Raw genomic sequence first — 13417 nt, forward strand, 5'->3', positions numbered from 1 at the left:
GGCGGTCGGCCACCGCCCGGGGCGGAAATGGAGGTAGGCATGTGGTCGTTAGGATGAGGGCGCGACGGACGAGTCGACCGGGCGGTCGCGTCGGCGGGCCTGGCCCGCCGCCGAGGAACGTCCGGACTCCACAGGGCAGGGTGGTTGTTAACGGCAACCCGGGGCGACCCGCGGGACAGTGCCACAGAAAACAGACCGCCGACCCCATCGGGGACGGTAAGGGTGAAACGGTGGGGTAAGAGCCCACCAGCACCCCGGGTGACCGGGGTGGCTCGGTAAACCCCACCCGGAGCAAGGCCAAGCAAGGGCCGTCACCGCAAGATGACGACCCGGCGCAGACGCTTGAGGGTTGCCCGCCCGATGTCTGCGGGTAGGCCGCTGGAGCCTGCCGGCGACGGCAGGCCGAGATGGATGGCCGCCGCCGGCGCGGACCCCTCGGGGTGCGCGCCGCGCACAGAATCCGGCGTACAGGTCGACTCGTCCGTCGCCCACCAGGTCAGTCGCCCGTGCATGGTGGCTGACCTGCTGTTTCTTCGGGCGCTGCTGGTTGTCCACGGTCATCGTTGGTCGACGTTTGACGGCGGCGCGTGCGGCCCGTTGCGGGCCGCCTTGAAGACGTACAGAAACTTTGAAACCACATTGCCGGCAGCCGGCGCGGCAGATGGCTGTCGGGTCTCAGGACCTGCGTGATGAATCGGTATCAGGACCTGATCAACAGTCCGACGCCTGTAGCACCGGCCCGACGCCTGGGCCAGGTCGACGAGCTGGTCCGAACCGGCGGCGACGGATAGCAGGAGCTGACCGGCCTTACCATCGCCCGCCCGTGTAACGCGGCCACGGTCGCAGATCCGTGTTCACCAGCCCTGCCACATGGTACGAATGCCTCAACACGGGCGCAAAGCCACAGGACGGGCGAGCCGATGACGACGAGTAGGGCAGGCGAGCTGCTGCGGAAACCCGGGGATCCGCAACGGGCAACGTTCCTGGAACTGTTCTTCGACCTGGCGTTTGTCTACGTGCTCACCCAGCTCTCGCGCGTGCTCAGCCAGGATCTCACGTGGCGCGGCGCCTTCCACACGTTGGTATTGCTGCTGGCGGTGTGGTGGGTCTGGTGCAGCACGGCGACGGTCCCCGACAGGTTCAACCCGCAGCGGCCGCCGATACAGCTGCTGGTCATCGCGACCCTGTTCGGCAGCCTGGTGATGGCTGTCGCGCTTCCGGCGGCGTTCGGCGCGCAGGCCCTAGTCTTCGCGGGCGCGTACCTCGCCATCCAGATCGGTCGCAGCCTCGTCCTTCTGATCGCCCTGCGGGGCCACGAACTGCAGCGAGGCGCCGGACGGGTGCTTATCTGGTTTTGCGTATCCGCCGTGCCGTGGATCGCGGGGGCGCTCGTGCACGGCGCCGCCCGTGAGGCACTGTGGGCGCTGGCGGTAGCCTTGGACTACTCGGCAGGCAAACTCCGTTACCCCACGCCAGGCCTGGGCCGCTCGCCCGCGTCGGAGTTGCCGAGCGCGGCCGAGCACCTGGCCGAGCGCCACCGGCAGTTCTTCATCATCGCGCTCGGCGAGTTGATCCTGGTCTCCGCTTCGACCTTCGGCGGCGACGGCTTCGCGCCCGACCGGACCGCGGCGTTCGTGGTGTCGATCGCCACCACGGTGCTGCTCTGGCGCATCTACATCTACCGCGCTGGGGAGTTGTCGGCCGCAGCCATCTCGGCATCCCATGACCCGGCCCGCCTTGGCCTATCGGCGTTCTACGCCCACCTGGTCATGGTGGCCGGCATCGTCGTCACCGCCGTCGGCGCCGAACTCGTCATCGCCCATCCAACCAGGCACGCTCAACCGGCCTGGATCGCCGTCATCCTCGGCGGACCTGCGCTGTTCCTGGCCGGGCGTGCCCGCTTCGAGTACGCGATCTTCGCCCGGGTGTCCCGGGATCGACCGATCGGGCTGCTCGCGTTGGCCGCCCTAACACCGATAATGCTCCTCGTACCGCCGCTCATGGCCACCCTCGCCGCCACCGCAGTCCTAGCCGGGATCGCCATCTCCGACGCCGCACGCGCGAGAGGACGCCCACCCGAGCCGCCATCGCCACCCGGCTAGCCGGACGTGTCGCGCAAGCCAGGAAACCGATTCGCCCACAGCCCGGGTTGGGGAGACTGATAGACCACTGGCGGCGTTATTGTCTGTGCATGTCGCTGGTTTCGTGGGCCTATGAGGTCTCCCGCCAAAACCTGTCGGGCACCTTGCCTCGTCAGCGGCCGAGGCAGGCGGGGCAGGGCTTGTAGACCGGGCCGAGAACGTCGTGGATGCCAGCTGCGCGGCGCGTACGTCGACCCGGCGGCAGGCCGGATCACCTTCGGCGATTACGCCGAAAGCTGGCTCCGCATTCGCAGCTTCGACGAGTCGACTCGCGAGACCACGGAGATTCGGGTACGCCGGCACCTACTGCCGTACTTCGGCAACCGCCAGCTGGCCGCCATCAAGCCGGGCCATATCCGCGAGTGGGACGCCGGCCTTGTTGGCAAGCTTGCCCCGTCGACCCGCTCGGTGCTTTTCGTCCACCTGCGCACCATCCTCGGCGCGGCCGTCGACGACGAGCGGATCCCGAAGAACCTCTGCCGCCCGGTCGGTCAGCCAACCGCGTCCCATCGAGCGCCGCGTGGTGCGGTAGAAACTCGACGACATCGCCGCCATCCGGGCCTGCCTGCCCGAGCGTTACCGGGCCGTTGTCGACCTCGGGGCCGGCTGTGGCATGAGACAGGGCGAGGTCTTCGGCCTCGCCGTCGACGACGTCGACTTCGACGCCGGTCGGCTGCACATCCAACGTCAGGTGAAGCTGGTCCGCCACCGGCTCGTCCTCGGTCTGCCCAAGAACAACCGGGACCGCCGTGTGCCGCTGCCGGCATCGGTGGCGGACGTTCTGCGGCAGCACATGAAGGACCACCCTCCGCTGACCGTCACCCTCCGTGGGAAGACCCGACCAGCACAAAGCAGGTCACCACGGACCTCATCCTGACCACCACCTGGCGCAAGGCGATCAACCGCTGCTGGTTCGACGCCAAGCGTGGCGACCGGCCGTCACGGCGGCCGGCATCGTGCCGTCGAGGTCGACCGGCATGCACGCGCTGCGGCACTTCTACGCCTCGGCGCTGCTCGACGCGGGGGAGAGCATCAAGGCGCTCGCCTCCTACCTCGGCCACTCCGACCCCGGATTCACCCTTCGGGTGTACAGGCACCTCATGCCGGCCAGCGAGGAACGCACCCGCAACGCCATCGATCGGCTGTTCCGGCCCACCCCTGCTGACGGCTCAGAGACGGCCTGACGTGGAGGAGCGGTGGCATTCGCCCAGCTCAAAGGCTGTGTAGTCACTAAATCCGGCGTACAGGTCGACTCGTCCGTCGCCCACCAGATCGGCTGCCCCACCCGGGGTTTCTTGGCCGCTGTTGGTCGTCAGTCTTCCAACGCCCGTAGCAGACCGGGCACGTCTCCGGCCGGTTGGCTGGACGCTGGCCTCCTGGGGTTCGTCTGCGATCCGAAGTCGCTCCAGGCCGCGCGGACCGTACCCAGCTGAGGCGCGAGGGTGTCCAGCGCAATGACGAACTCGACCAGCCGGCCCTGGTCGTCGACGGCTGCGGTGAACGGGACCGTGCTGACCTTGTCGCCGAACTCCTGACGCAGGTTCTCGTCCGCGTACGGCGTCGCCATCAGGTCGACGGTGCCAGCGAACCGATGCCGTCCGTTGACCGGGCGCTGGCCGTCCCGCCACACAATCCCCACCGCCTCGACGAGCCGACGGGAACCACCGGGGTCGTCGTCGGGCATGACGTCCAGCAAACTACCTGACGGCACCTTCGACTTCGGCAGACGGAATCGCTTCCCAAAGCTGACAGATGGCACGCCCAGCGAGCCAAAGGGACCTGTGGTGCGGGGCAGCATAGCCGGTCGAGCACGGCATAACGGGCTCACTCGGGGGCACCTCGGACAGTCCGAATCCGGATTCCACCATCGGGATGTGCGCCACCGAAAATTTGGCTGTCAGGAAAGAGCGGACCCGGCTCCATTAGCATTGGCATCGGCGAGACGCAGTTGTTGTGCGGCTACCCGGAATCGTCGGTAATGGCCGCGATCGCGCTCAATCATCTCTGTCCGGAGTTAGGCCTCCTGGCCGATTCTGCGACATCGCACGCCTCGTGGGCGGATCCCGGAAGTAGCACTGGGGACCCCGAGGATTGAGCGAAGAGGGCTCGTGCCGGGGACGGGGGTCGTGTGACCGACAGGGCGCAGTCGGCCGGCGCGGCCGGGCCCGGACGAACCGCCGTGCGGTCGTGGTGGGCGGATGTGATCGCCTCCGTCGGCGCGATCAGCGTGCTGATCGTCGTCGCGCTCTGGGTGCGCGGTGGCGGTGTGCAGGGCCTCGGCAGTTGGGCGGAGGGCCTGACGTCGCTGGGCCGGTTGACCGGGCTCGTCGCGTCCGACCTGCTGCTCATCCAGGTGCTGCTGATGGCGCGCGTGCCGTGGATCGAGCGCACCTACGGACAGGACAGGCTCGCCCGTTGGCACCGTATCGTCGGTTTCCTCTCCTTTGATCTCCTGCTCACGCACATCGTGCTGATCACCGTGGGGTACGCCGGGACCGGTGGGGTCTCTGTGACAGGGCAGGCGTGGAGCCTCGTCACCACGTACCCGGGAATGCTGCTGGCGGTTGCCGGCGTTGTAGCCCTGACGATGGTCGTGGTGACCTCCCTGCGGGCCGCTCGGCGGCGCCTGCGCTACGAGGCGTGGCACCTGCTGCACCTGTACGCCTATCTCGGCGTGGGCCTGGCGCTGCCGCACCAGCTCTGGACCGGGGCGGACTTCACCGGCTCCCGGGCCGCGACGCTGTACTGGTGGACCGTGTACATCGCGTGCGCCGGCGCGGTCGTCACCTTTCGGCTCGGGCTGCCGGCCTGGCGTACGCTGCGGCACCGGCTCGCGGTCACCGCGATCGTCCCGGAAGCTCCCGGTGTCCACTCGATCTACATGCGCGGACGCCACCTGGACCGGTTGCCGGCACACGCCGGGCAGTTCTTCCAGTGGCGCTTCCTCAGCGGCCCCGGTTGGAGTCGCGGCCATCCGTACTCGTTGTCCGCTATGCCCCACGATGACACGCTGCGGATCACGGTCCGATCCCGCGGCGAGGGCAGCGAGCAGGTGTCAGAGTTACGGCCGGGCACCCGTGTGCTGGTTGAGGGGCCGTACGGCCGGCTCACCGCCGCTCGGCGCACGGCGGCGCGGGTCACCATGATCGCGTCGGGCATTGGAATTACCCCGCTGCGGGCGTTGTTGGAAGAGTTACGATACGCGCCGGGCGAAGCCACGCTGCTGTACCGCGCGCGCTCGGCGCAAGACCTGGTGCTCCGCCAGGAACTGGAGCGCCTCTCGGCTGTCCGTGGCCTGCGTGTGGAGTACCTGTTGGGGTCCCGCGGGCGCAAGAACTCATGGTTGCCGGCCGGATTCGGCGACGATGCGAAAGCCTTGAGTGAGCTCGTCCCGGACATCGCGCAGCACGACGTGTTCGTGTGCGGACCGGACGAGTGGATGCAGACGGTGGTACGCGCGGCACGGCAGGCAGGCGTGCCCGAGGAGCGCATCCACCTTGAACGCTTCACCTGGTAGATCGGCCACCCATCCTCATGGGCGCACCATCCGAACCTGAGGAGGACGACGACATGCGTAAGATCACTTTGTGGTTGCTCGCCACGATCGCCGTGGTGGTACTTCTCTTCAGCTACAAGACGTCGACCGGATCCGACAACTCGCCGGTGGCCGACACCGGCGCGAGCACGCCGGCCGTGGAGACCACCCCCGGCGCGGCGACGAAGCCCGGGACGTCCCGGGGCAGCGTCGCGCGAAGCGGTTCCACCACCGTCGCGGACGGCCCGGTCGTGCCGACCAAGCGGGGCAACGTCCAGGTGCAGGCCAGCATCAGCGGCGGCCGGATCACGGAGATCACGCCGGTGACGGTGCCGAGCACGAACAACCGCTCCCGCGAGATCAACAAGCAGGCGGTGCCGCAGCTGCGCACGGAGGCGCTCGCCGCGCAGAGCGCGCACATCGACGCCGTGTCCGGTGCGACGCTGACCAGCGACGGCTACACGCAGTCGCTCCAGGCCGCGCTCGATGGCGCTCACTTCAAGGCCCAGCCGTGACCCGGCAGGCGTTCGTCGAGCAGATCATGGGTCTGCCCATGAGCGTGCACGTGCGCGGTACCGGAGCCGACACCCCGGCGGCGGCCAACGCCGTCGCCGGGGCCTTCGCCGAACTGCGCGCGATGGACGCCGTCTTCAGCCTGTACCGCCCGGACAGCCGGCTGAGCGCCCTGAACCGCGGAGAGCCGGTGGACGACCCGTTGGTCGAAGCCGTGATCGACCTGTGCGAGCAGGCCCGGCAGCGTACGAACGGCTACTTCGACGCGTACCTCCCCGAACCCGGCGGCGGCACCCACTTCGACCCGTCCGGCCTCGTGAAGGGCTGGGCGGTCGAGCGCGCCGCGGAGCACCTGGAGGGGTACGAGTTCTACCTGAACGCCGGTGGCGACATGACGGTACGCGGATCCTGGCGCGTGGGCGTGGAGGATCCGGCACAGCCCGACCAGTTGCTCACCACCGTCGAGGTCGTCGACCAGGCCCTCGCCACCTCCGGCACGGCACACCGCGGGGCACACATCGTGGATCCGCACACCGGCGGTCCCGCCCGGGGCCTGCGCTCGGCCACCGTCATCGGCCCGTCCCTGACCTGGGCGGACGTGTACGCCACCGCGGCGGTCGCGCAGGGGCCGCCGGCGGTGACCTGGCTCGCCGAGCTACCCGGGTACGAGGCCCTGCTCGTCGACGACGACGGCGCACTGATGGCCACGCCCGGCTGGTCACTGCCCGCGTGAGGCGGTGGGCGGTGCGCCGGCGAGGATGAACAGCGAGGTCGCGGCCACCAGGGCTGCGGCCTCGCCGTCATTCCGCGGCGGGCCAGTTCCTGAGGAGCGCGTCGAGAGCGTCCAGGGACCTGGACCACGAGGCGTCCGCCGTACGCGGGTGGTGGCGGAACCCGCCGGTCCGCTCCAGGCTCACGTACCCGTGGAACGTGCTGTGCATCATGCGTACCGCGTCGGTCTGGTCGGGCTCCGACAGTCGGTAGCCGCGCAGGATGGCCCGGGTCATCTCGGCGTGCCGCGGGCCCGCGCTCGCGGCCGCCGTCTCCGGGTCGAGGTCGATCTGCATCGCGGCGTACCGGCCCGGATGCTGCTTCGCGTAGTCGCGGTAGGCGTGGGCGAAGGCGACCAGCGCGTCCTTGCCCGCGCGGCCCGCCAGCGCCTCGGCGACCCGGTCGGCGAGTTCCGCCAGAGCCAGTAGCGCCACCCTGACCCGCAGGTCGTGGGCGTTCCTGAGGTGGAAGTACAGGCTCGCGTCCTTGACGCCGAAACGGCGCGCGAGCGCCGCGACGGTCACGTTCTCCAGGCCGACCTCGTCGGCCATCTCCGCCGCGGCCAGGGTCAGGCGTTCGGCGGTCAGGCCCGCACGCGCCATCGTCACGCTCCCGAAAATTGAGTTCCGAGGCAATAGCCTAGGGGTATTAGTCTAGTGCCTATGATGCCCCTCTCCGAGCGCACCATCCGCACCTCTTTCATCAACTGCACCAAGGGCGAGGCGCAGCGCCTGTCCATGCCCAAGGACCTGGCCGAACGACCATGGGGCGACCTCGACTTCCTCGGGTGGCACGACCCCTCCGCGCCGGAACGGGCGTACGTGGTCGCCGATTCCGGCGCCGGGCCGACCGGGGTCGCGCTCCGGGTGGCGCCGAAGACCGGGCGGGTCCGGCGCAGCATGTGCTCGTTGTGCCTGACCACGCACACCGGCGACGGGGTCTCGCTGATGACCGCCCGCAAGGCCGGGCGCGAAGGACGGCAGGGCAACTCGGTGGGCGTCTACATCTGCACCGACCTGGCCTGCTCGCTGTACCTGCGCGGCAGGAAGGACGCCGGGCGCCGCCTCGACGAGTCCCTTACGCTCGACGAGAAGATCGAGCGGACCACGGCCAGTCTCGCCGCTTTTCTCGCCAGGGTCGCCTGCTGACGGGTTGGACCTGAGCGCGCCGGCCAGCCGTTGCCGGCGCGCCCATCGGCCCCTCAGCAGCAGTTCGACGCGGATCCGCTGGTGGCCGGCTCCTGGTCGGCGGCTGTGCAGCAGGCGCTCTCGGTGGCCTTCTCGAGCTGCCCCGAGTCGGCCTTGACGGTGTAGACCTCCCAGGGCTCCTTGCCGGGGCCGTGCACCCAGACCTTGTCCTGCAGGGCGTAGCAGCACTCGGTGTCGGTCTCCTCGAGGGTGACCAGGCCGGCATCGGTGAGCCGTCGGGTGGCGGCGCCGACCTCGTCGGTGCTGGACACCTCGACGCCCAGGTGGTCCAGCACGGTGGGCTGGGCCGGCTCGCCTTCGAGCAGGACGAGCTTCAGCGGCGGGTTCTCGATGGCGAAGTTGGCGTAGCCGGGGCGGCGCTTCGCCGGCTCCACGCCGAACAGCTTGGCGTAGAAGGCGACAGAGCCTTCCAGGTCGGACACGCGCAGGGCGAGCTGCACTCGGGACATGGGGAACCTCCTGGTGGGTGCGCTTCGGCGGAGCGGGGCGACACCGCCTGCTTAGACCGTTGTCGAAGCAACCCCACTGTTGCACCCTGTTTTGACAGATGTCAAGATAGGCGGGTGCCAAAACAGACCCTTCCGGTGGTGGACCTGCGCGCGGTCGCCTGCTGCGCCCCGCTGGCGGTGCGGCCGCTGGACGCCGACCAGGCGGCGGTGGTCGCGCCGATGTTCAAGGCCCTCGGCGACCCGGTCCGGCTGCGGTTGCTGTCGATGATCGCCTCGCTGCCCGAGATGTGCGTGTGCGACCTGACCCCGGCCTTCGACCTGTCCGGGCCGACCATCTCCCACCACCTCAAGGTGTTGCGCGAGGCCGGCCTGGTCGACTCCGAGCGTCGCGGCACCTGGGTCTGGTACCAGGTCAGGCCGCAGGCGATGCGTCAGCTCGGCGCGCTGCTGGACCTGCCCGCCGCGCCCGCCAGCGCCTGAGTGGCACCCCGGCGTGACCATCGGTCGGTCGGTCCACCGGGGACCGTCGCACCGGGCACCCACCCGACCGGACCGGGCACCGGATGTCGGGTCCGCCCCCTGCCCGCCCACCTAGCGTGGCAGGTCAGAAGGGGAAGGAGACCCGGGTGCTGGAACGGCTCAACGACGCGATGGCGCACATCGAAGGGCGCCTCGACCAGCGGATCGAGGTGGCCGAGCTGGCGCGGATCGCGGTGACGTCGGAGTACCACTTCCGACGGCTGTTCTCCGCGCTGGCCGGCATCCCGCTGTCCGAGTACATCCGACGCCGGCGGCTCACCGTCGCCGGCGCCGAGGTGCTGGCGGGAGAGCGGACGTTGCTCGACATCGCGGTGCGCTACGGCTACGGCTCGGCCGAGGCGTTCGCCCGGGCGTTCCACGCGATGCACGGCGTGGCACCCGGCGAGGCCCGGCGTACCGGTGCCACGCTGCGCGCCCAGCCCCGGATGTCCTTCCGACTGACCGTCGAAGGGAGTGGCAGCATGAAGTACCGGATCGTCCGCAAGGACGCGTTCCGGCTGGTGGGGCGCAAGGCGCGGGTCCCGCTGGTGCACGAGGGGATGAACCCGGCGATCGTCGCCTTCATCCGGGGCATCGACCCGGAGACCGTCGCGCGGATCGAGGCCCTCTCCGACCAGGAGCCGGCCGGGATCGTCAACGTCAGCGACAACCTGGCCGGCAGCCGCGCCGAGGGCACAGAGTTGGACTACTGGCACGGCGTGGTCACCGGCGTGGAGCCACCGGAGGACCTGGACGCGCTCACCGTGCCCGCCGGGACCTGGGCGGTCTTCACGACCTCGGGCGCGTTCCCGCAGGCCGTGCAGCACCTCTGGCGAGACGTGTTCACCCAGTGGTTCCCGTCCAACCCGTACCGCAGCCGGCCCGGCCCGGAGATCTCCCGGACCCGGCTCTCGGCGGACGGCACCGAGGCGGACGCGGAGCTGTGGATCCCGGTCGAACGGATCCCCACCTCCGGCTAGGGTGCCGCGTCGCGCACGGTGCGGCTCAGCTCGACGCGGGTACGTCGTCCCAGGTGGTGCCCGCCGGCAGGTACCACGCCGACGGCTCGTCACTCAGGGCGTGCGCGATGACCAGTCGCGCGTGCGCGTCCAACTCGGGCAGCCGGTCCATCGGGAACCACCGCACGGCCAGCGACTCGTCGTCGTTGACCCGTGCGGTGCCGCCGAGCAGCCGGCAGACGAAGCCGAGGTTGAGGTACTCGCAGTGGTCGCCGTTGGGGTAGGTGTGCGGGTGCGAGACGGCACTGGACAGCCGTACCGGCTCGACCTCCAGGCCGGTCTCCTCGGCTACCTCGCGGACCAGCGCGGTGGCCGGCTGCTCGCCCGGCTCGACGAAGCCGCTGATCACCGACCACCGCCCGTCGTCGGAGCGCTGACCGAGCAGCAGCTCGCCGGCCGCGTTGTGAACCACGGCGCTGACACTGGGCAGCCAGAGCAGGTCGTGACCGACGTGCTTGCGCATCCGCGCGATGTAGTCCGGTACCGCCATCGGGCGATCGTAGACCGCGACCGGGGACGCCCCGCGGCCACCGCGACGCGCTGCGGTCAGGCCGACCAGCTTGCGGTACGACGGAAGCGTTCGTACTCGCGGTGCAGCTCGGCGTCCATCCGCTCCAGCCGGGCGGGACTGACGACCACCTTCGGCTCCTGCCACGGGCGGTCGGCGAGCATCCGGCGACGCATGCCGGCCGGCGGGTGGCTGGCGAACAACGACGCGTCGTCCCGGACCGACAGTTGGCGCAGCAGCGGCAGCCGCGCGGCGCTCGCCGCGCGGGACCGCTCCAGCGCGGCCCGCCAGCGGTCCGGGCCGTCTCCCGCCCGCGCGCCCTGGCGGACCACCAGGGCGAGTGATTCGCCGACGAGCAGGGCGTCGAGCACGTCGGTTGCGGCAGCCGTGCCGGCGGCGCGTGCCGCCAGCTCGTCGGCCAGGTACTCCGCGCGCTGGATGTCCCGTAGCGCGACGCTGATCAGCAGCAGGTGGGCGACGAACAGCACCCGGGACAGCACCCACTGCACCGCTCGGCCCAATGCGTCCCCCACCATCTCCACCAGCCCGCCGCCGACGGTGGTCCGTACCGGCCGGAACAGGTCCGCGGCCGAGCCGAGCATGGTGAACGCGGGTTGGGTGAGCAGGCCACGCCGCGGGTCGCCGTTGACGAAGTGACCGAGTTCGTGCCCGAGCAACGCCACCCGCTCGCCGGCGGTGAGCGAACCCCACAGTGGCAGCCCGAGGCCGAGCACGCGCCGTCGGCGCAACCCGACCGCTCCGGCGTACGCGTTGATGTCGCCGTCGACGCCTACCACGTGCGGCACCGGCGCCCCGACTGCCTTGGCCACCTCGTCGATCAGCGCGAACAGCTCGGGTGCCCGGTCCCGGGAGAGCACCTCCAGCTCCGGGTCGAGCCGGCCGAACCGAGGTCGCAGCGCGACGGCCAGGCCGACCATCGCCACACCCGGCACGATCGCGAGGTTGGGGAAAGGGAACGCCACGACCAGCCACACGCCGGTCACCGCGAGCGCGAGCACGCCACCGACCAGCAGCAGCGACGCCACCGCGGTCAGCGCCGCTGCGGCGCCCGACCCGGTCGCGCCCAGCGGCCGTCCGACCAGCCGGGCGAACTGCCGCCTGGTCACCCGGTACGCCAACCGGTACGTCCACCGGTCGACCCAGGTCCAGCCGAACTCGCGCCGGCGCCGCGCCGGGTCGTACGCGTCCAGGTTCCACTCGCACCGCGGGCACCACGGTGTCGCGTCGCGAACGGACACCGTCGTGGCCTGACACTCCGGACACGTCCCCGTGCCGGCGACCGTTTCGATCATGGGGCCTGATCCTGCCCAACATCGGGACGTACCGGAACCGGCCGTTCAGCCGACGCCCCGCCGCCGGTCGTTTTCGCAGTTCCGGCCCCGTACGGCGGCAGCGGATCTACTGTGGAGAGGGTCGGTGACTTGCCTGATCCGGTGGCGGCCGACCTGTTCGCGGTGCACAGTGATCCCATGAGCGACAGCGGACGTGGTGGGCAGTACTACTGGTGCACCCGACACCACCGGGTCGAGACCGACGCCGACGTGTGCCCGGCGAAGCACGTCCTCGGCCCGTACGACTCGGCAGCCGACGCGGAGAACGCCCTGCAACGGGTGCAGGAGCGCAACGAGGCGTGGGACGCGGAGGATGCTCGCTGGGCCGGGGAGGACAGGTAGACGGCGCGGGACGGCCCGTGCCGAGGTACTCCGTGCTCCGCGCGGAGGCACCCGAGAGCACGTCCCCAAGGAGGGAACCGAGATGGCCGAAGCACAGCAGGCCACCGCCCGCCCGGCCGCCCGACGTACCACCGCGAAGAAGACCGCCGCAGCGGAGCGGAACACGGCCGCGAGCCGGACCACGCCCGCGCGCAAGTCCGCCTCGGGCGTGAAGGCGGCGAAGGCTCCCGCCCGCAAGGCGTCCGGCGGGGCGGGGCGTGCCCCGGCGCAGAAGACCACCGCCGCGGCCAAGGCCCCCGCCAAGAAGGCCGCCACGAAGGCGTCCACCACGGCGAAGAAGGCCCCGGCGAAGACGTCCACCGCCACCCGCAAGGCCACCTCGACAACGCGCCAGGGCGCCGCCGCCGCGAAGAAGGCGCCCACCGCCGCGACGAAGAAGACCACCGCCGCGACGAAGAAGACCACCGGCGCCGCGAAGAAGGCCACCGCCGCGACGAAGAAGACCACCGGCGCCGCGAAGAAGACGGTGAGTGCGGCGAAGCGGACCACGACCACGGCGGCGAAGCGGACCACCGCGGCGGCCACGGCACCGGCGAAGAAGGCCGCCACCAAGGCATCGGCCGCGAAGCAGACCGCTGCGAAGAAGACGACGGCGACGAAGACCGCCGCGAAGAAGACCGCCGCGAAGAAGACCGCTGCCAGGAAGACCGCGACCACCGGGCCTAGCGGCGGGGCCCGCAAGGCTCCGGCGAAGAAGGCTCCGGCGAAGAAGGCCCCGGCGGCCAAGGCCACCGGCGCCTCGTCGACCGCCACCCGCACGGCGGCGAAGAAGGCCCCGGCGAACAAGACCGTCGTCGTGAAGGCCCCGGCCCGCAAGGTCACCGCGCGCAAGTCGCCGGCCCGGCCGGCCGCCGCCCGGGCCACCGCCCCACGCGGCACCCGGACCGGCGCGCGCAAGGCCACGGACTGACCGGGGAGCGCCTCGGCCGGACGTACGGCGGTGCGACGCGCCGGGTCTGAGCGCTCCGACCGGTCACGGGAAGCGGATCACCGGCGGCGC

At 70.7% G+C, this 13417-nt stretch carries 17 protein-coding genes and 1 other RNA gene; 12 read left to right on the forward strand and 6 right to left on the reverse strand.

What is annotated here, in order from left to right; translation table 11 throughout:
- Window positions 1–69: 69 nt before the first annotated feature.
- Window positions 70–484, forward strand: an RNA gene (gene rnpB / locus ACFOW4_RS24780) — RNase P RNA component class A.
- Window positions 485–920: 436 nt separating this feature from the next.
- Window positions 921–2102, forward strand: a complete 1182-nt coding sequence (locus ACFOW4_RS24785; protein WP_377531834.1) for a low temperature requirement protein A — start codon at window positions 921–923, stop codon at window positions 2100–2102.
- Between the two features lie 342 nt (window positions 2103–2444).
- Here the strand turns inward: ACFOW4_RS24785 and ACFOW4_RS24790 are convergent, their stop codons facing one another.
- Complete coding sequence (locus ACFOW4_RS24790; RefSeq protein ID WP_377531836.1) at window positions 2445–2696, reverse strand: hypothetical protein; 252 nt, start codon at window positions 2694–2696, stop codon at window positions 2445–2447.
- Window positions 2697–2754: 58 nt separating this feature from the next.
- Here ACFOW4_RS24790 and ACFOW4_RS24795 point away from each other — a divergent pair, with 58 nt between their 5' ends.
- A complete protein-coding gene (locus ACFOW4_RS24795; RefSeq protein ID WP_377531838.1) occupies window positions 2755–3018 on the forward strand; it encodes a hypothetical protein in 264 nt (87 codons plus the stop codon).
- Window positions 3019–3118: 100 nt separating this feature from the next.
- Entirely contained in the window at window positions 3119–3325 is a 207-nt protein-coding gene (locus ACFOW4_RS24800; protein ID WP_377531840.1) for a tyrosine-type recombinase/integrase, read from the forward strand.
- 128 nt (window positions 3326–3453) lie between these two features.
- On the opposite strand, the gene ACFOW4_RS24805 is transcribed toward ACFOW4_RS24800, so the two are convergent.
- The gene (locus tag ACFOW4_RS24805) at window positions 3454–3825 is read right to left on the reverse strand and encodes a hypothetical protein (protein WP_377531843.1); all 372 of its coding nucleotides are present in this window, start codon (window positions 3823–3825) and stop codon (window positions 3454–3456) included.
- A 516-nt stretch (window positions 3826–4341) separates the two neighbouring features.
- On the opposite strand from ACFOW4_RS24805, the gene ACFOW4_RS24810 reads away from it, so the two are divergent.
- From ACFOW4_RS24810 to ACFOW4_RS24820, 3 genes are read left to right on the forward strand one after another with little or no spacing between them, the layout of a single operon-like run.
- Entirely contained in the window at window positions 4342–5658 is a 1317-nt protein-coding gene (locus ACFOW4_RS24810; RefSeq protein WP_377531846.1) for a ferric reductase-like transmembrane domain-containing protein, read from the forward strand.
- 53 nt (window positions 5659–5711) lie between these two features.
- Entirely contained in the window at window positions 5712–6191 is a 480-nt protein-coding gene (locus tag ACFOW4_RS24815; RefSeq protein WP_377531848.1) for an FMN-binding protein, read from the forward strand.
- Window positions 6188–6922 (forward strand): FAD:protein FMN transferase, encoded by a 735-nt coding sequence (locus ACFOW4_RS24820; protein ID WP_377531851.1) that lies wholly within the window; start codon window positions 6188–6190, stop codon window positions 6920–6922. The genes ACFOW4_RS24815 and ACFOW4_RS24820 overlap by 4 nt, the downstream gene beginning before the upstream one ends.
- A gap of 67 nt (window positions 6923–6989) precedes the next feature.
- Here ACFOW4_RS24820 and ACFOW4_RS24825 read toward each other — a convergent pair whose 3' ends face one another.
- Window positions 6990–7562, reverse strand: coding sequence for a TetR/AcrR family transcriptional regulator (locus ACFOW4_RS24825; RefSeq protein WP_377531854.1), 573 nt, complete (start codon window positions 7560–7562; stop codon window positions 6990–6992).
- A gap of 60 nt (window positions 7563–7622) precedes the next feature.
- Between ACFOW4_RS24825 and ACFOW4_RS24830 the strand changes: the two genes are divergently transcribed.
- Window positions 7623–8108 (forward strand): FBP domain-containing protein, encoded by a 486-nt coding sequence (locus ACFOW4_RS24830; RefSeq protein WP_377531856.1) that lies wholly within the window; start codon window positions 7623–7625, stop codon window positions 8106–8108.
- 53 nt (window positions 8109–8161) lie between these two features.
- Here ACFOW4_RS24830 and ACFOW4_RS24835 read toward each other — a convergent pair whose 3' ends face one another.
- On the reverse strand, window positions 8162–8617 hold the full coding sequence (locus ACFOW4_RS24835; RefSeq protein ID WP_377531859.1) for an ArsI/CadI family heavy metal resistance metalloenzyme: 456 nt from the start codon (window positions 8615–8617) through the stop codon (window positions 8162–8164).
- A gap of 114 nt (window positions 8618–8731) precedes the next feature.
- On the opposite strand from ACFOW4_RS24835, the gene ACFOW4_RS24840 reads away from it, so the two are divergent.
- Both ACFOW4_RS24840 and ACFOW4_RS24845 read left to right on the forward strand, forming a co-directional pair.
- Window positions 8732–9097, forward strand: coding sequence for an ArsR/SmtB family transcription factor (locus ACFOW4_RS24840; RefSeq protein ID WP_377531861.1), 366 nt, complete (start codon window positions 8732–8734; stop codon window positions 9095–9097).
- A 146-nt stretch (window positions 9098–9243) separates the two neighbouring features.
- Window positions 9244–10116, forward strand: a complete 873-nt coding sequence (locus ACFOW4_RS24845; protein ID WP_377531864.1) for a GyrI-like domain-containing protein — start codon at window positions 9244–9246, stop codon at window positions 10114–10116.
- Window positions 10117–10141: 25 nt separating this feature from the next.
- On the opposite strand, the gene ACFOW4_RS24850 is transcribed toward ACFOW4_RS24845, so the two are convergent.
- Complete coding sequence (locus ACFOW4_RS24850; RefSeq protein ID WP_377531867.1) at window positions 10142–10645, reverse strand: NUDIX domain-containing protein; 504 nt, start codon at window positions 10643–10645, stop codon at window positions 10142–10144.
- Window positions 10646–10701: 56 nt separating this feature from the next.
- Window positions 10702–11922 (reverse strand): M48 family metalloprotease, encoded by a 1221-nt coding sequence (locus ACFOW4_RS24855; protein ID WP_377531870.1) that lies wholly within the window; start codon window positions 11920–11922, stop codon window positions 10702–10704.
- Between the two features lie 231 nt (window positions 11923–12153).
- Here ACFOW4_RS24855 and ACFOW4_RS24860 point away from each other — a divergent pair, with 231 nt between their 5' ends.
- Together ACFOW4_RS24860 and ACFOW4_RS24865 are read left to right on the forward strand one after the other, a co-directional pair.
- The gene (locus tag ACFOW4_RS24860) at window positions 12154–12357 is read left to right on the forward strand and encodes a hypothetical protein (RefSeq protein ID WP_377531873.1); all 204 of its coding nucleotides are present in this window, start codon (window positions 12154–12156) and stop codon (window positions 12355–12357) included.
- A gap of 82 nt (window positions 12358–12439) precedes the next feature.
- Window positions 12440–13327 (forward strand): histone, encoded by an 888-nt coding sequence (locus ACFOW4_RS24865; RefSeq protein WP_377531876.1) that lies wholly within the window; start codon window positions 12440–12442, stop codon window positions 13325–13327.
- Window positions 13328–13417: the final 90 nt, after the last annotated feature.

Origin of the sequence: Micromonospora sp. GCM10011542, assembly GCF_042650685.1 — a bacterium.
Classification (GTDB): Bacteria; Actinomycetota; Actinomycetes; order Mycobacteriales; family Micromonosporaceae; genus Micromonospora.